Below are 19,293 nucleotides of genomic sequence, written 5' to 3' on the forward strand. Positions count from 1 at the left end.
AAAGGGAAGCGAATGGAATAACCATTCACTTCCGTTTGTATTATTAATTACCAGACAAACCATCGGCGAAACCGGCATATGCAGGTTTGCGATTATAATTTGCATGCCATAGTCCATATTTTTCGTCATTCGAGTCGTTTGCTCCCATCAGAGAAATTCCATATTGTTGCGCTGTAGGCACATAACTCTTGTACATTTCGATTACCGATTTGTACATGGCGGTTTGTTCCTGTAGCATTTCAACTGTTGGGTCTGAAGTATCCAGGGAAACTTTCAGGTCGGCAATTCTGATGATTTTTCCTGTGGCAGCCAGTAACTCAAACATGGTTGCCACCTTATCCATATCCGACTCGAGGGTAAGGTGCATTTGTGTTGTAATACCATCGATTGGAGCGCCCTGGCTGTCGAGGTAATTAATGTAGGCTATCAATCCCCTACATTTTACCAGGTTACTTTCCAGGCCATAATCACTAATAAACAGCAAGTCTCCTGTATTTGCATTTTCGCGTGCATAAGTAAACGCATCAACGGCATACTTTGCCCCCAGGTAATCCTGCCAATAGAATTCGCCACTTTCCTGCTCTTTATTCTTTCCGGTTTTTAGCTCCTGTGGATTGTAATCATCCATCGGGTTTTTTACTACATCCCATGCAGTAATATTATCTTTACAAGCATTAAATACGCCTGACACCCATGAATTTAAGGCTTCGCCAATAATCTGTTGTTTCTCTTCCTTTGAAACATCAAGCAAAACCTCTTCCTGTGCAATTGCAGCAGTACCAAGGCCAGTAGGCTCGTTAACGGTCATTGTAATGTAGATTTTATCGAAATAATGACCACTTTCCCTAATTTTAAAGGCAATGGTATGCTCACCGGCTTCTAAATCGAAAGCATCTCCGTTTCCATCAAAATGTTTCGACCATGACCAGGTATCACTGTTTTGGTTTTCAATACCATTCGGATAATAATATTGATTGCCATCAACACTAAAGAACCATGAATCGTCGCCACCATAAGCTTCATGACAACGGTGTCGCAACCAGATATAGTATGTACCGGTTGTGCGCACGTTAAATGTATAGACAAACTGCATATCGGTATTTACAGCGTCAGACGGTAAACCGGTGCCGGTATCGTAAGTACCTCTGTCGCCGTCTATAATACCTTCTAAATATTTTCCTCCTGATACTGCGGCTTCGCTGTCGGTATTCAATATCATGAATGCTCCAATTTGCTGGGCATCTTCACATTCCAGGAAAATTTCATCCGGGTTATCAACCGAACCGTTCAGGTTTACAACCGAAAGTCCTTTTATGTTTAAGTAATAGGTAACGTTTGGTGTATTTCCCAACTCAATTCTAAACGAAAACTGTCCGCTTCCATCAAAATCATCGGTTTGAATTTTAATGGTATTCCAACCCACTTTTGTGGTAAAAGTAGGACTGGCACCTGTTCCGTCGCCGAACCAGTCTAATTCCGGCTCGTTATTGTTTAATCCGCTAAAAACAACACGGCCTTCGGCTACTTTGTTTGCCAGCAGGTAAAACGTCATTTCAAACTTGGCGCCATCTTCAACAATGTACGAAGGTGATTGCAAAGAAGTAGCATCGCCGGCACCGGCAGTAGCTCCGGTAACCATTTTTACAGATGCTTGTCCCAGATAGTCTTCAGCCGTTACATTTCCGTTGGTTACCCAATTGGTAAAAGTTCCGTCGTTTAACGGACCATGAATTACCATGTTAGGAAACAGTGGCGTATAAAAAGAGAATGGCTCGACAAGTCCCTTCAAATAAACATCGTTTTGATTTGTACTTGAAACAAGAGTACCTCCGTACACCGACAAACCTCTCTCCTGAGCCTTGCTAATGTAGCTTTCAATAGACGAAAAGTCGGTTGTACCATCGTCAGCCATTATCACATTCTGATTAAGTTCGGTTACCGGTGTTACCTGTTCGAAATTTGTCTCGAGCAGCGTAGATGCCGGGTTTGTTCCCGAAATGTTGCCTGCAGCTGCATTTGCACCTAAAACCAAATCTCCGGAGTATGTTCTCAGAACTTCGTATGCATTGAGTTCCTCGACATCAATAACACTTGTTGGTTTTTGAATTTCTATGCCTGTATCCACTACATCATCAAGCTCGGTACAAGAAAACAACAAAGTGGCTGCCGCTAATATTGCTATATAATTTTTACTAAATCTTCTCATAACTTTTGATTTTATTCTACTGTACTGTTATGCTATAATATTCAGGGGCAATGCCTCTGTTTCGGCACACCAGTGTATCTTTGGTGACGTAGGTATACCCCAGGTCGGTAAGCTCAACGGTATAATCAAGATATAAACCATCACGGTCTAATCCACCCATACTGTTTTTTTCGCCGTCGGTAACAAATTTACCTGTTCCGCTAACCTGGTAAGAATCCGAGTTGGCAGAAACTGTACAGTTGTTGTTATCATCAAAAGTTAGTATCAAATCAACCGATGCTCTTGACGTTAAATCATCATCTTCGTAAATGGTTATGGGTAATAAACATTCTTTTAACGATACCGTTGAAACATTTACCACCTCGTCGTATTCCACATATTCTTTACGGCGAACATCGGTTATACTGTTCCCTCCTCCGCTAATTTGGTCAACGCCGCGACGCAGGTAAAATGCATGGTAAGGATTTACATATTTAATACCGTAAAGCACATAGTCTTTGGGTGAAATTACCCAATCGGTACTTACCAGTTTTTCCGGACTATCAACCGACGGTTTTCCCGACAGGATACTGTCGGCATTTTCAACACCTGTCATTAAAACCGGTATTACATACCTGTCGCCAATGGTTAGCGAATCGGCAAAAAATGCATCGGTAAGACTAACGGTAACACCACCAAGTACACTTCCCGGCTCAATAGTAATTTGGTTACTTTCAAGCGTATAATAGTTCGTTGGTAATGGTTTTAATTCATTACCATTTTCAAAGCTTACACCATCGCACAACGACTCATCAATAACAAAGTCGATTGTTCGGTATTCTGAGTTGGAGTAAACACCTCCCATTGTGGCGGTAATCTTTACTTTTTTCTCGTTATCGAGCGAGTTATCCACCTCAGGGTCGTCTCCCAACTCGAGCGTTCTCATTGGATACTGATTGGCGAAGTATACTGTTGTATAATCGAAATCAGGATAAGTAACGTCATTATTTTCGCAGGAGAATAAAAGTCCTGCCAAAAAAATCACCAATAATATCTTGTTAACTTTCATATCCGTAATTTTTATTTTTTCTATTTCCATCCCTTGTTTTGCAAGAGGTTGCTGTATTTTAGAATCTCGCTAAATGGAATTGGTCCATAAGTCATGTAGTTGCTGTAAGAACGCAGTTCAACATCAAATGTCTCGCCGGTACTTACATCGAAGCCCTTTGCTGTTTCGGTTAAGTCTGCTTCCCAACGGCGCAGGTCCCAGAAACGGAATCCTTCGAAACAAAGCTCAAGTCTTCTTTCGTTACGGATTAGCTGTCGCATTTTTTCCTGGTCGCCGGCACATTCATCCAGGTAGGGGTCTTCTGATGTTCCCAGCGCTCTTTCGCGAATAGCCCGAATTACATCAACCGCCGAATAACTTGCATTTGGAGCCGAACCTGTTGGCCCGTAAGCTTCGTTGGCTGCCTCGGCATAGTTCAGGAAAATCTCGGTGTAACGAATACGCGGAGTATAATTATCCTGCCCTTGCCACGATCCACTTGCATTGTCGTAGTTAACATCCATACGAAGGCGTTTTTTCATGTAGTAACCGGTACGTGTTGATGTTTCGCGTTTGTTAATACCGTCATCGGTTTCCGATGCACTCCCGGTATAAATTGGCGTATCATAAACACCAACGGTACTTCCGTCGTACACAATGTTATTCGATAAACGAGGGTCTCTGTTTAGGTAAGGATTTTCTGCGTCAAAACCACTTGACGGATGATCAATTGGATACCCGTTGCTCATTGGAAATGATTCTACCAGGTTGTGTGTAGGATTCATTTGTCCTTCTCCGAATATAGACGGAGGAAAGTGGTTTGATTCCTGCGACGAGGTTAAGGTAGAAATACCTGTTCTCCACAGAATCTCATCCGGGTTATTTCCTTCAACCAAGGCATCAATTTCGTCGGTATTGGCAAAATAGGTATTACCGGTTGCATCAATTCCCGATACACCACCGATTTGCTCCAGTACCTCGGCCGAATAAGTTGCTGCTTCTTCCCACGAAGCAGAAGTTTGATAGGCAGGACTTGCAGCCATCAAGGCTACTTTAGAGCGGTAGGCCATTGCAATTCTACCATCAAGCAATTGTTTAAACAAACTACCCATTGCCCTGTTGTAGGTGCTCGACAGCGAAACCATTCCTTGAAATTTATCGGGAACTTCGCTTAAAGAGCCGGCATCTTCGTATTCCAGCGGCAGCAAATAAATAGCGCTATCCAAGTCGCTGATAATCTGGTCAACGCATTGCTGATAGGTTGCACGTGGAATATTAAAATCAGCATTTGCATCCTGAAACTGTTTCAGGATTGGTACGCCCAATAACTCGCCGTTTTCAGCATAGCCGCCATGGTTTCTTAGAAGGTAGTATAAAAATACGCCTCTTAAACCGTAGGCTTCACCTTTCATTCGGATGGTGAAAAGCTGGTTCGCTTCAGGATCTTTTGCCCATGGGACATCGTCGCATCGGGCCAAAAATGTATTAATATACTGAATCGCGCCATATCCGTCAACCCACATATTAACCGGGTTTTCCGACGCTGTCCACGAGCCAGTGGCCATTTTTAAGTATGAATTGTCTTTGTCGTTTGTAACTGCATCGTCGGTTGCGTATTCGGTATTGTTGTAAGTATTTGGCAAATACCTGTAAGTAGTTGTTAATATGCCCTGGGCATAAACCGGGTCAGAATACATCAGGTCGAGATCCTTAAAGTTCTCGATGGCCGGGTCGAACATATCTTCGCAGCCCGATAAAACTAATAAACTGACCAGAAGAAATAAAATATTTTTTTTCATTGTCATCATTTTTTTAAAATTTAGATTAGAAAGTAGCTTTTACACCGATGTTAAAAAACCGGTACTGTGGAGCTTTTCCAATATTCATTTCCATCAATTCTTTTTCTTTTGAGATTGTCAAAAGATTTTGGCCACTTACATAAAGGCTTAACTGACTGAGCAATGAATTGTCGCTAAACATTTCATCGGCAAAGTCGTAGGTAAGCTGCACCTTTGTTAAATCGAAACGCGTATTGTCGTACTGCCAGAAAGTTGAATTCCGGAAGTTGTTGGTATTCGATGTAGTGGTTAATCGAGGGTAAGTTGCAGTAGTTGCAGTCTCTGGAGTCCATCGGTCTAATACTACTTCTGAATATTTACGGTTGCCGTATACCCAGTAGTATTCGGAGCTTTTGTATGAAATAGCCCCCGACTGGCCCTGGCCCATCGCAAATAGCGACCAGTTTTTGTATTTCAATGTAAGGTTTACACCGTAGGTAAAAGGCGAAGCTGATGAACCACTTTTTCCCAGTTCAACCTGGTCGCGCGAGTCAACTACGCCATCGCCATTTACATCTTTGTATTTTATATCGCCGGGTTTTACATCGCCAAACGTTTGTGTTGCGTGGTTATCAATATCGGTTTGGTCGGCAAAAAATCCTTCGCTTATATAGCCAAACGAAGCATCAATAGGTTTGCCGGCGCGGTATTGGTAATCATCCTGGTATACTTCGTCTCTTACACCTGCTTCTGAGCTGTACACCATTCCTACAAATCCGAGGTTGTATTCAAAATCGCCAAATTTATTGTTGTGTGAAACAGCAAAATCAAATCCTGAACGTTTGTCTTGGTTGTAGTTAATGTACGGCAGGTAAGAGTAGTCATACCTTTCGTAGTACGATGGGTAAATAGTACTTTCACCTTGCGTGAGCAAACCATCAGTTTCGCGGTTAAAGTAGTTCACATCAAATACCAGCTTGTTGCTAAACAATGCAGCTTCAAGGCCTACTCTTATTTCTTCTTCGGTAACAAAACCCAGGTTAGGGTTTGAACCCCGTTCTGATAATACTGTGTTACCACCCATTACACCGTCTCTCCAGCGGTACCAGCCGCTGTCGTCGTAATAGCCCTGGTACATGTAAAACTCTTCAATATCAATATCCTGATTAAGTTTGGCGTATGAAGCGCTAAATTTTAAATTATCAACAAACGAAACGTTGTCCATAAAATTTTCATCACTCATTCTCCAGCCTACAGTTACCGAAGGCGAAAAAGCATCTCGGTTTCCTTCGGGTAATTTTGCTGAATGCACATAAGCACCTGAAAAATCGATATAGTATTTTTGAGCATAATTATAAGCCATTTGCAAACCTAAGTTGGCATTGCTTAGTTTATGGTAGTCACTTCCATCGTGTCCGCTGTCTACCGAGTTGCGCGACTGGTATCCCCATCCAATTAAATTTCCGGTTACATTGTGGGTTGAATTAAAAGTTCTTTCGTAATTAAACTGCGAATAGAACGACATGGTTTGTTTGTACTTTGAGTCGCCAATGTACTCGTTGGTAGACGGGTCGTCATCGCCATATTTTGTAAGACCGATAATCACATCTTCGCCATTCATGTTTGACCATGTTGGCTCGTAAGTTGCATAACCAACTTTGTAGGCTTCAGAGTAATAGTTATTATAATCAATACTAAAAGCATTGGTAAACGAAAGTCCTTCTGTAATTCCGCTTAAATCGGCAGTTGCGCTTACTTTAAACTGAAAAACACGGTCTTTGTAACGAATGTAACCAGCTGCCAGCATATCGGCCAAAGCATTTGTTTGAACAGCGTTGTTACCACCCAGTAAATATTTACCATCGATAACGTTGTTACTGTTTTCAACCACACTCAGCAAGTCTGAATTGTATGGATCGAACATATCAATAGGTACAAATGCTGAATACCAGTTTGGTCGCATTTTTGAGCTTTCGCCCCAAAATTCACCACGCCCAATGTAATTGTTGTTAAAAATTACCGAAACATCGGTTTGTGCCGAAAGCCAGCTGGTAAGCTGCATATCAACATTACCGCGTACCCTGAAATTCAGGTCTTCGTTATTGCTTTGCTCTCCATATTTAATAATATCGTCGTTATAACTCATACCAAAGTTGGTATAATAACGGGTCTTTTGGTCGCCACCCGAAATTTCAACCGTAGCATCGGTTTTGTAATAAACTTCTTTTAAGTACTCCGAAGAAAAATAGTTGTTGTTGGGGTACTTGTACGGATTTGTTCCCATCTGGGTATTGTAGATGGTAGCATCGTCGTAAATGCGGGCAATTCCGTCGTTGTCAGAAGCTTCGTTGTACAGGGTCATGTACGAAGTTGCATCGAGGTATCTCGGGTAACTTTTCGGTACATACATGCCACCGTTGGCACGTGCCTCAATAGTTAAAGGCTGAATTTTACCGCGTTTTGTAGTAATTAAAACAACACCTTTTGCTGCCCTGCTACCATAAAGCACAACCGCACTTGCTCCTTTTAGTACAGTTATTGATTCTACCTCGGTAGCATTAAGGTCTGATGCATCACGGGGTACGCCATCAATAAGAATTAATGGATCTTGCCCCCATATATTTCCGGTGTATCCTCCAACAAAACTACGAATGCCGTCGAGCGTGTAGCTTTGGTAGTTTTTCTTCAGTAAATCGGTAACATTTACACTTGAAACAGCGCCAAGAACATCTTTCTTTTGCTGCGTTCCGAATGCAACATTAACCATATCTGTATTGTTCTGCAATAGAACAGTATCTACTTGTTCCTGCGCTTGAACACCTACCCCGGATAAAAACAACAGGGCGGAAATGGCAATGCAGAATTTTTTATATAATTTCTTCATTTCATTGCAAATTAAAGTTTGATATATCGCTAAAAACTTTACCATGATTAATCGATTTACCATCCCGGGTTTTGATTGAATTCAGGATAAATATTCACATCATCAAGATTAAATGGGAACCAGTAATGCTTTGATGTATATTGTCGTTCAAATAAGGTTTCCATGGTTAAGTTCAGCACTTTGGCGTCTTTATAACCATCGGCCAGTGCAGCTCCTGTTAAACCGTCAGGGTCTCTTTCAAATTCAAGTGAACACTTTAAGGTATAAGGTTTTTTATCCAATAGTTTCCAGCGGCGCAAGTCGCAAAAACGCAGGCCTTCGAAAGCCAGCTCTACAGCACGCTCTCTGCGTACTTCGCTCATAAATGCGTCAACCGATGAGAGGTATTTATCAGCCACGTGGCCAACACCTGCACGGTCTCTGATGGTATTTACGGCATCAACCGCTGTCATTGAGTAGGTACTTGCACTGCTACTTACACCATAACCAATGGCAGTAGCTTCGGCATACATTAAGTATACATCGGCCAAACGCAGTAAGCTTAACACAACACAGTTGTTACTCATCGTAGTACTTTCAGTGTTCTTTTCAGCCAAACGAGGGCGAAATTTTGTAAGTGCCAACCCGGTTAAATTTGAACGACCACCATTTACAGTTCTAAAACGACCGCCACTGTAATAACTGGCAAACTGAATATCTTCCTGCAAATCTTCCTTTGTACTTGTTCTTTCTCCATCCAGCACAAAATCGTTATAGAATCTTGGGTCTCTGTCTTTCCACGGATATTCAGGGTCGTATCCTGATTCGGCATCAGCCACAGTAATATCTTCGCTATCGTTTATTGGCAAGCCATTGGCCATACCGTAGTTAAAGAAAGCATAGTTTGCTGTAGGACTGATGTAATATCCTCCACGACTCAGGTCTTTCTGAATGTAATCGTTAATCTGGTTCCATCTGAAACGGGTAGCAGCTCCAACCGTATTTTCCCAGAAAATAGTTTCTTTTAGTCCGGGAATTTTACCGTTGTTGTTTTGTGTATAAAACAGTTGCGAGTAATTGTTGAAACTAGCCAGTTCGTAACGGCCTGTTGATTCCGACAAAGCCAACACTTCGCCAAAAACATCGGCTGCTTCTTTGCAATACGCCTGGTTGTATGTTGCTGAACCACCTGAAGCTTCGTTCATTAAAGGGCTACCGGCGTAAAGCAGGTTTTTACCCAAAAAGGCCAAAGCCATAATTTTATTGGCTCGCTGCATGTTATTACCTAAGGTAGCTTTACCGGCAGTTGTTTGGTCCCAATCAACGGGTAGCAATTGTGCTGCCATTCTGAAATCTTCCGATACTTTATCGGCTGTTTCCTGGTAACTTAAGCGTGGAGTACGAATGGGTTCATTGGCCGGAAGTGCCTCATCAAGATATGGAAGACCACCCCAGTATTTCATTAACTCGAGATGAAACCAGGCTCTGAAAAAGTAAAGTTGACCGGCAATCAGATCTTTTTCTTCCTGTGTTGCATCGGTAAGCAACTCCAGGTTTTCCAGGCCAATATTTGCTTTACGGATAGCATACCAGGCAAAGCCCCACAAGTAACCTTTATTCTTTGAATCGGTTGATGTTGTATTGGAGTAACCGGCACGGAATGGCGAAGCATAAGCGTTCCAGTCCCAATAGTTTCCGCGGTCAACATCGTAAGCAAATTCTGATTTTGCCGATGGATCCCAAAAAACTTCTTCTCCGAGATTAAACGAGTTATGCCAGGCATAAGCGGTATAACAAGGAATACAGTTGTACAGCTCCTCGGTAAATCCCTGAAAGTTTCTGAAATTTTCAAATGGTTCAGTTGAACTAATATCACTATTAGGAGCCTTATCCAAATACTCTTCGCAGGAAACTAATCCTAATATACCTGCCAAAAGCAAGGCATAAACAGATGTTTTTATATATTTCTTTAAATTCATTGCTATAGTTATTAGAATGTTATGTCAATACCGAAAGTAACACGGCTCATAGTTGGGTAAGCACCACCTCTTGAACTTCCTCCAAAGTTGCTTTCCCTATCATCTGGCATATCTGTCCACAAAAACAGGTTATTACCACTTAAATAAAACTTACACGATTTCATGCCCAGGCTATTGGTCCATCCATCGGTAAAGGTGTAGCCCAGCTCGGCAGTTTTTAGTCGCAGGTACGATCCGTCGTACCAGTATCTGGTACCTCTTGCATCGGCATTAGGTACGGCAAGCCATCTTGGCAATGGCACATCGCCACCTTCGTCCACGGTCCAGTAGGATCCTTCCACATAGGCATTGTCTTTACTTTCGTGGAAAGTTGGGAACAGCACCTCGCGGCTTACGTTAGAAACACCGTAAAACTGCATTGAGAAGTTCAAACCTTTCCAATCAACACCAACGGTTGTACTGTAAGTATTTTGTGGTACCCCGGTATAGCCATAAGGCGCCTGATCGTAACTGTCAATAAGTCCATCGCCGTTAAAGTCGATGATGTTGTAGTCGCCAGCCAACTTTACGTTGTCGTTATTTTGACGAACTGTACTTCCGAGTACGTCGTCCCAGCTTGCCAGGTAACCGTCATCAATATACGAGGTAACCTGCCCAATGGCGTATCCGGCATCACGCTGGTAGTTTGGATATAATGGAGGGTCGTCGGCAAATACTACTTCGTTGGTAGCATGTGTCATATTAATATTGGCCCAAAGTCGGAGGTTACGGTTTAAGTTTTTACTTAACCTGATTTCAAATTCGTAGCCCGAACTTTTCACTTCACCCAGGTTTCCTGTTGGCGCAGCGCCACCAAAAAACGAAGGTATTGCACGCGATGAACCACTTACAAGAATGTCGGTTCTGTGGTCGTTAAAGTAGTCGAATGAACCAGCAACCAAACCATCTAAAAAGGCATAATCAAAACCAATGTTTCTTTTCTCAACCGTTTCCCACGAGATATCGGGGTTACCAATTGATGCGTTTCGGTAGTAAGTATAAGGCGATTCGTTTTGTGCGGTTGAACCCAGTAGCGAGTTATTGCCATAGGTCCACTGATCGGCATACAACCAACGTCCACCAACGGCATCGTCACCAATTCTACCCCACGAACCACGGATTTTAAACATATCCATAAATTCGGCAGATTCCATAAAAGCTTCTTCCGACAACATCCATCCTGCTGACAGCGATGGGAAGAATGCGAAACGGTAATCGGGACCAAACTTTTCAGAACCGTTGTAGGCACCGTTAAACTCGAAAAAGTATTTGTTTTTAAAGCTGTAGGTTCCACGGAATACCCAGTCTTCGCGATAGTGCGAGAATTCGCTACCTGTCGCATATTTTTCGCGGCTAAACAAGGCCAAACCGGTAACATTGTGCTGACCAAACTCGCGGGCATAATTTATACGGCCTGAGAAATATTGTCTTCTGAATGTTTTTCCGGTATTTACCGAGCCGGCCTGGCTGCTCCAAATTACCTGATCAACAAAATCAAACTGTGTTGATGCATCAATCGGGAATTCGTAGATTTCAACGCCGGTATCGGGGTCAACCCATACGCGCTGAACCTGCCCCCATGAAGGATCATTTACACCACGGCCAGTTTCCAGGAATGTATTATCGTTTGAATATGTTCCTTCAAAAGTTAAACCGTCGGTAATAAACTTCAGGTCTTGTTTCAACATAAAGTCGGTGGTAATTTTTGTTTGTGTTTGCTTGTCAATTCCGTTACGCGCCAAATTTTTAACCGAGTTTGGCTGTGCGGCGTCATGTGGTTCGTAATATCCCCAAATGCCGTTTGAGTAAACCGGAATCATTGCATCAGGGGCTGTGTAATAAGCCGCCTGCCATGGCGAAGAATCCGATGATTGTTTTACCCCGTTTGAGCCAAACAGGTTTGCACTAAATTTGGTTGTTTTTGTTAACTGAAAATCGAGGTTTGAACGAACATTTACACGGTTGTATCCAAAACCGGGCTCGTACCCCTGACCATTATCAATGGCGTCAAACAAGTCGCCTTCGTGCAAGAAATCAACCGCTGCAAAATATTTTACAAACTTAGTACCACCTGATACGTTGGTACTAACGTTGTATGCCATTGCATAGTCTTTAAGCAATTCTTCTTCCCAGTTAATATTCGGGTATCTTTCGTACTCGGTAATGTCTGCAGGATAACGATATTTATTAATAATATCGGCAGGTGTGTAATCTTCCCAGCTTATAGGTGAAACGCCCATTTCGCGCTCGATGGCACGGTTACGTAAAAACAATGCATCGTATGAATCATACTTTTCAGGAAGTTTTGAAGGAATTTTCATGGTTGAGTTGGCACGTACCTGAATATTTGCCTTACCTTCTCTACCCCGTTTTGTGGTAATAAGAATAACCCCGTTTGCACCACGCACACCATAAACGGCAGTGGCCGAAGCATCTTTTAATACCGATACGCTTTCAACTGACGAAATATCAACATCATTCATCGAACGCTCGATACCGTCAACCAAAATTAGGGGACTACTGTTGTTCCACGATGTTTGCGTACGAATAACAATTTTGGGGTCTTCAGACCCCGGTTGTCCGTTTGAAGAATAGGTAATTACACCTGGCAACTGTCCGGTAAGGGCCGCTCCAACGTTGGTAACACCACCGGTGCGTTCCAGCACTTCTCCGGTTGTTTGTGTTATTGCACCAACAACACTCTCCTTTTTTTGCTGACCATAACCAATAACTACGGTTTCGCCCAACATTAAACTACTTTCTGCCAGTGTAACCTCAATTGTTGAAGTATTGGTAACATCAATTTCCTGTGTTTCCAAACCAATAAAAGAGATTACCAGAAATTGCTCTCCGGCAGGAATGTTTAAAGAGAACTCTCCGTCGATATTTGAAACAACACCAACGCCCGATGCTCCCTTTAAAATTACAGTTGCGCCTACAACGGGTTCTCCGCTTTCATCTGAAATTACCCCACTAACCTGCCTTGTATCCTGGGCAGCAGCAGCAGTGTAAATCACCATGAGAAGTAGTAACACGACAACTCTCGATACTTCAATCCTGTACTTTGTAAATAAGGATTGTTTTTTGTTTAAATAATAAATTGGATTTCTCATTTTGTTCTCAAATTTAAGTTAGCATAAGAGCATTTATCTCAGGTCGTTAGGTTGCTTCCTGCAGTTATGGAAACACAGAACCTCTTGGTGCAAGCTCTTTTGAAAACCGGAATAAGAAGATCAGAAGTAAGCGAACTCTTATTCGTAAATGTTCTATTCATAAGTGTTTTTTTAAATTATTAATTAATAGGTATTTATTCTTTTCGCATCTTTTATTCTACTGTTAATAAGGCTTTTGGGTGGCAAACAAACCCACTGTTGTACCTGTAAATCCCCACGAGTTGGCCGTTGACAGATAAGAAGCATCTACCTTATCGGCCAGTAAAGTCCATTGGTCGGGTTTGCCACCATAATAGAAGCTAAATGTTTTCCCATCAGAAACTATCTTTAACTGTACAGGCTTTTCGCTTAATTCGATTGGGTTTGCTTGTAATGTTTCAAGCTTTTCTGTGCCTAGCTTTTTGAGACAAACTTTAGTTTGTTCATTTTCGCGTTGCACCACTAGCATGTATTGATGCGTTTCGTCTTTCATTAACAGCATACCTGCCATTTCGTTATTACTTTGGGGCTGAAAATGCATGCTGGTTGTGCATTCGAATTTATGGTGTTGTAAGCGGCGGCAAACAAATGCCGGCGATTTTAATTCGTTTGAAGCAACATTTGCTGCCTGCAAGGATAAGTACCCCGGATTTTCGCTTAGTGAGTAAAAATCAGAAGCGGGTCCTCTCAAGGTTAACCACTCCAATCCCAACTGTCGATCATCAAAATCATCGTGTTTTTCAAAATTGCCAAAGGTTGTTTCAGCAGCCCTTTTTGTCCCTTTCATTTGGACGATTCGGGGTACCACCTCATTGTCCCTGGTGATGTACGGAAATCCATCTTTGCTCCAGCTAACTGGCATCATAAACGTTTCGCGCCCCAGATTTTCGAATTGATTTTCAATGGGGCGGCACGCCAAAAATACGGCCCACCATTCGCCATTGTCTTTTTTAAACAAATCGGCATGGCCGGTGCATGTAACGGGAAGTTCCCTGTTTTTGTCCAAATGTTTTTGCGTTAGTATTGGGTTCTTTTTCCAGGGTTTAAAAGGGCCAAAAGGAGAATCACCGCGAAAAATGACTTCGCGGTGATCGACACTTGTACCACCCTCGGCACACATTAAAAAATACTTTCCGTTTATATTGTACAGGTGCGGGCCTTCAATCCAAATAGGTTTTTCTTCCAGGTTAACACCTCCGTTAACCAGCATTATACTTTCGCCCCTGGTGGTATCGTTCTCCACGTCAAATTCAATCATTCGAATGGCGCGGTGACCCTCGTAGGTTGATCCGCCATCGGGTACATCGTTGTTTACGATATATGCTTTTCCATCATCATCAAAAAGAAATGATGGATCGATACCCCCAACCGCAGGAAGCCAAACCGGATCGGACCAATCTCCAAATGGATCGGTTGTTTTAACGTAAAAATTACCACCTTTAATATTCGTGGTAATCATGTAATAGGTTTGGTTATGCGGATTGTAACTAATTGCCGGAGCAAATATTCCCTGGCTCACTCGTTGTCCTTGTAATGGCAGTTGCTCGCGGCGGTTTAAAACATTGCCTATTTGTTTCCAGTTCACCAAATCGGTGCTATGAAACAGGGGAACACCCGGAAAATATGAAAAAGTGGAGGTAACCATAAAATAGTCTTCTCCGTTGGTACAAATGCTCGGGTCGGAATACCAACCGGGCAATATCGGATTGTAAAAATAATCTTCACCCGGAAGCGGATTCTCACGATAAAAATCGTCGTTGCCTGTGTAGGTAAAATAATCGAAATGAGCTACCAGGCTATCGGATAAAAAAGTGTTACCATTTGAATATGATGAATTGGTACAGGACTGAAAAGATAATACTCCTACCAAAAAAAATGCTGTGCTCAGAACTTGCGTTAAAGCCCTTCTTTTCATGTTTAATTCAACTTTAGGTGACTAGTTTTTAAATAATTTGGTTTCGCATCGGTATGTTGATACCTTCTACAAAATCAAAAATAGAATTAGCTTGCCACCAAGGAGTTTAAGAATAGATATTAGATTTTAAAAATAGGACACTGTTTCAACAACCACCATAAACAACTATAAAACTGCACATTACTGTATATTTCAAACATTTTAAAACCAAGAAAAATATCTAATTTTAAAATGTTTGAATCCAATTTTACACATTTTAAGGCTTGCTGAACGAAGATGCCTGTGCATTGGTTCGGCGTAAAACCTTAATCAAGAATCTGTGAAGGAGATTTTCCAAAGTGTTTTCGGAAAACCGTACTAAAATACCCCACACTTGCAAAACCACAAAGTTCGCTTACTTCGGTTATGGTGTATTTTTTAGATTGAATAAGTTTAATGGCCTGATCTAAACGAATAGTTTTTATAAAATCAGTTGGCGATTGATTGGTTAGTGATTTTGTTTTTTTGTACAATAGCGATGAGCTTACATTCATCTCGGCAGCAAAGTCGCTTTTAGAAAATTGCGTATTCGAGAGGTTTTCATTTACAACTTCAATCATTCGTTTCAGAAACTTATCGTTTAATTCATTTTCCAGAAGAGCAGCCTCACCATCATCCTCTCTTCGAATTAACTTTAATGCTTTTTCACGAATTATTTCGCGGTTTTTAATTAAGGTTTTTATGCGTTGCTGCAGTAGCGAAACATCAAAGGGTTTGGTAAGGTAATCGTCGGCACCATAACCAAAGCCATGAATTTGCTCACTTTTCCCTGAAAGCGAGGTTAACAGGATAACCGGAAGGTGGGAAGTTTCGTAGGTTGTTTTAATTTTTTCACACAACTCAAACCCATCCATTTCGGGCATTATTATATCCGAAACCACCAGGTCTGGCATCATATTCTGAATGGTTTTCCAGGCTTCCGCTCCATTTTTCGTCAGCAATATTTCAAACTGGTCGCTCATTGAGAGTTGAAGAAAATCTCTTAGGTATTCATTGTCTTCAGCTATCAGAACTTTCATTTTTGCCCTACCCGATTCTCCGGCAATTTCTACCCCCGGCAACTTTGTTTCCTGTTTTTGCTGACTGGTTGATATTGATTTTCCTTCGGCAGTAATTTCTTTTGCTTCACCATCTGCATTTACGGTTGGTATGACCACCTGAAATGTTGCCCCCACGTTTAACTGGCTTGAGCAGGTTATTTTACCTCCGTGGAGATTTACATAATTTTTTACCAATAATAAGCCAATACCCGAACCAACAATTTTACTGTTTACCACGTTTTCGGCCCGGTAATATTCTTTGAATAACTGGCGTTGTGCCTTTTTGCTTATGCCAATGCCCTGGTCTTTAACCTCGAATAACCATTTGGTAGCAGTACATTGCAATTGCACCTGCACTGTTGTGTTGGGGTGCGAATATTTAATGGCATTTGAAATCAGATTATCCACAACTTTTTCAATCAGGTTTTCATCAATACGGGTATAATATTCGTTTAAATTCGAATTAAAACTCAAATCAACAGCGTTATTGGATGCGTATGATTCGAACATCATTACCCTATCGGCAATCATTTTAACAATATCAACTTTTTCGAGCGCAAGTTTTTCTTTTCCAATATCAGCTTTCTGAAAATCCATTAGCTGTGTTACCACTTTTAGTAAACGCTGGGTTTGTTCGGTAGCTAAATGCAGGTAATGGTGCCCCTTTCCGGAGAGCCCCGACTCTTTGTTCAATTCTTCAATGGGGCCATTTATAAGGGTTAACGAAGTGCGAATGTCATGAGCAGTATTGGCAAAAAACCGAATTTTTTCGTCGGAATGCAGCTTTTTAATATGGTCGATATAATAGAACATTATAAACAAGGTAATTCCAACTACAAATGAAACTACCAGTAAGCGAAACCACCATGTAGCCCAAAACGGCGGCACCATGGTTAACTGAATGACCCTACTGGCAATTACATTAGAGTTTGCACCATCAAACATTTTTACGCGCAAGGTGTAATTTCCTGCAGGGATGTTAGAATAGGATAAAAATTTACTGTTTACCGGCGTACTCCAATGTTCATCAATACCGTCCAACAGCCACGAGAACTTGGCTCCTGAGGTGATTAAACCAATTGGAATCAGTTCGAGACTTATGGTGTTTTGGTAGTATTTTAATGTTAAGTGCTCCAGTTTATCGATAGGAACCTGTGGTTCAAGTTCCTTAATTTCACGAATTGACCTGCCCGAAACAGAAATATCCTGAATAAAAATGCTTCCCGCTTCTGACTTTATACTTAAGGTTTCAGGATCAAAAATTAAGGCACCCTTGTTGGTACCCATTAACAATTTCCCGTTTTTTAAGGTGCAGTGCGAACGCGGGTTAAAGGCAACCTCGCCCAGGTTTAAAAGCGAGTTATACGACTGTATAATTGTATCTTTCAGGTTTAGTTTATTTAAACCCTGTTCGGTACCTATCCATAAAGATTGATCGTGATATTTCAGGCTATTTACATAGTTGCTTAAAAGCCCCGACGCAGTAGTGAAGTTTTTTATGGCTTTTGTATTAATATCGAACAGAAGAAGCCCATTTCCGGTTGTTGCCATCCATACTTTTTCATTGTCAACGTAAAAATCGTTAAAAGAAACACCATCGAGCAAGACCTCTGCCTCTCCGGTATTTTTATTAAAAAGTATCAGCTCAGAATTGGTTCCCAGAAGAAGGTTGTTTCTTCCGTAGTTTTTAGTGACGAAAGCTGCCAGCCGGTCGTAGTTTTTATAGGTATCGGTCTCAACATTATAACAAATGAGGTTTCCGCGCACACCACTTATCCACACATTATGGTCTTCGTCTTCAAACAGTTCAAAAACAAAATCGCCACTAAAATCGCCCTGGGTATGCTCCTGGCTAAGTCGTTTTAACAGCCTACCGCTATTTTTATCAAGAATATATATACCTGATGAATACGTACTGGCCCAAATTCGCCCCTTCGAGTCTTCCAGCAAATCCAGAAACACCTGCGAGCCTTCATTTAATTGATGAAAATAACTGTTCCACCTGTTGGCTTTTCTGTTAAAAAAACTAATCCCATCATTTGTGGCAAACCATAGGTTACCGTTAGCGTCTTCCAATACACTGTTAACATCGTTGTTTATCAATGAATTCGGATTGTTAATCTCGTGGCTTAGTTTTGTAATTCCAGGATCTTTCTTATCAAAATACGATACTCCCCCGCTGTACGTACACACCCAAACCCTGTTATCCGGAGCAGTGTAAATATCATATACCCCATTTCCTTTTAAAGAATTGGGGTTATCTGCATCTTCCTTCATTACCGAGAGAAGTCCGAGGTTATTCTTGTTAATTTGCCAAACCCCCTGTCCATCTATCCCTACTAACAAGGTTGAATCAAGATAACTTTGCAGGGCTAAAACAGGTTGATTCGGAACCTCTTCCAGTTCTATTAATTCTTTTTCGGCTCCGGTTGTTAATGCGAATAGCCCGTATTCCATGGTACCAATCCACACCATACCATATTTTTTGTCAACATGAATCCGACACAAACTTTTATACCATTCATCGGTGAAGGTGTAATATAGTTCAGTAGAATTATCAGCCACATCAAATAGTAATAACTCTCCACTATTAACTGCCAGTAATAATTTATCCTTTTCGTACCAATCCATATGATAGATGTAGCCATTTGGAGCCATAGATTTCAAGCCATTTTGTTTATCGAAACAAAACAATCCTACTGTTGACGAAATCCATAAGCGTTGTTGGGTATCAACAAGTACTTTTGAAACCGTCAGATTGGCATATCGTAAATCTTTGGCGAGATTTACCCACAATACAAATCGGTCTTTAAGTTCATCGTAGTAAAATATCTGACCATTATTGGTGTAGGCAAATAAACTACCATCGTAAAATGTTAATCTGGTGGTAATAACGTTCAACGATTCGTAGGGTAATTGGTAGGTTCGCACATCGTTGGCAGCATACCTCATTATCTCCATTTTTGAGGAAATCCAGATAAAACCATTATAATCGCCGCAAACACTGTTTGTTCCTCTAATTGACAATCCATACTCATCATTCAGGTTCCGAAAATGAACGGTATTATCTGGGTTTACTGCATTAACCGCATAAACACAGCTCAGGGACAAGAACAGAAAAACAGTATATAATTTCCTTCTCATTTTAATTTATAATGACGTAAAAAATACACATTCCTTAACAATAAACAAAAAACTTTACCCTAAGCCTCAAACGTAGTAAACAATAGTTTGTTTTTACTACATCTTGTACAA

The 19,293-nt window shown here is 41.3% G+C and carries 8 protein-coding genes; all 8 read right to left on the reverse strand.

Going from position 1 to position 19,293, the window contains the following annotated elements:
• Window positions 1-43 precede the first annotated feature (43 nt).
• Window positions 44-2,206, reverse strand: a complete 2,163-nt coding sequence (locus QZ574_RS12560) for an endo-1,4-beta-xylanase (protein ID WP_297089974.1) — start codon at window positions 2,204-2,206, stop codon at window positions 44-46.
• A gap of 16 nt (window positions 2,207-2,222) precedes the next feature.
• Complete coding sequence (locus QZ574_RS12565; protein WP_297089976.1) at window positions 2,223-3,254, reverse strand: DUF5627 domain-containing protein; 1,032 nt, start codon at window positions 3,252-3,254, stop codon at window positions 2,223-2,225.
• Window positions 3,255-3,274: 20 nt separating this feature from the next.
• A complete protein-coding gene (locus tag QZ574_RS12570) occupies window positions 3,275-5,032 on the reverse strand; it encodes a RagB/SusD family nutrient uptake outer membrane protein (protein ID WP_297089978.1) in 1,758 nt (585 codons plus the stop codon).
• A 25-nt stretch (window positions 5,033-5,057) separates the two neighbouring features.
• Window positions 5,058-7,895 carry a SusC/RagA family TonB-linked outer membrane protein gene (locus tag QZ574_RS12575; protein ID WP_297089980.1) on the reverse strand — a complete coding sequence of 946 codons (2,838 nt, stop codon included), beginning with the start codon at window positions 7,893-7,895 and terminating at the stop codon, window positions 5,058-5,060.
• A gap of 56 nt (window positions 7,896-7,951) precedes the next feature.
• On the reverse strand, window positions 7,952-9,853 hold the full coding sequence (locus QZ574_RS12580) for a RagB/SusD family nutrient uptake outer membrane protein (RefSeq protein ID WP_297089983.1): 1,902 nt from the start codon (window positions 9,851-9,853) through the stop codon (window positions 7,952-7,954).
• 11 nt (window positions 9,854-9,864) lie between these two features.
• The gene (locus QZ574_RS12585) at window positions 9,865-13,005 is read right to left on the reverse strand and encodes a TonB-dependent receptor (RefSeq protein WP_297089985.1); all 3,141 of its coding nucleotides are present in this window, start codon (window positions 13,003-13,005) and stop codon (window positions 9,865-9,867) included.
• Between the two features lie 223 nt (window positions 13,006-13,228).
• The gene (locus tag QZ574_RS12590; RefSeq protein ID WP_297089987.1) at window positions 13,229-14,959 is read right to left on the reverse strand and encodes a glycoside hydrolase family 43 protein; all 1,731 of its coding nucleotides are present in this window, start codon (window positions 14,957-14,959) and stop codon (window positions 13,229-13,231) included.
• Between the two features lie 305 nt (window positions 14,960-15,264).
• Window positions 15,265-19,182: a two-component regulator propeller domain-containing protein gene (locus QZ574_RS12595; RefSeq protein ID WP_297089989.1), complete on the reverse strand. Its 3,918-nt coding sequence runs from the start codon at window positions 19,180-19,182 to the stop codon at window positions 15,265-15,267.
• Between the last annotated feature and the right edge of the window lie 111 nt (window positions 19,183-19,293).

Origin of the sequence: uncultured Draconibacterium sp., from assembly GCF_913063105.1 — a bacterium.
In the GTDB taxonomy this organism is placed as follows: Bacteria; Bacteroidota; Bacteroidia; order Bacteroidales; family Prolixibacteraceae; genus Draconibacterium.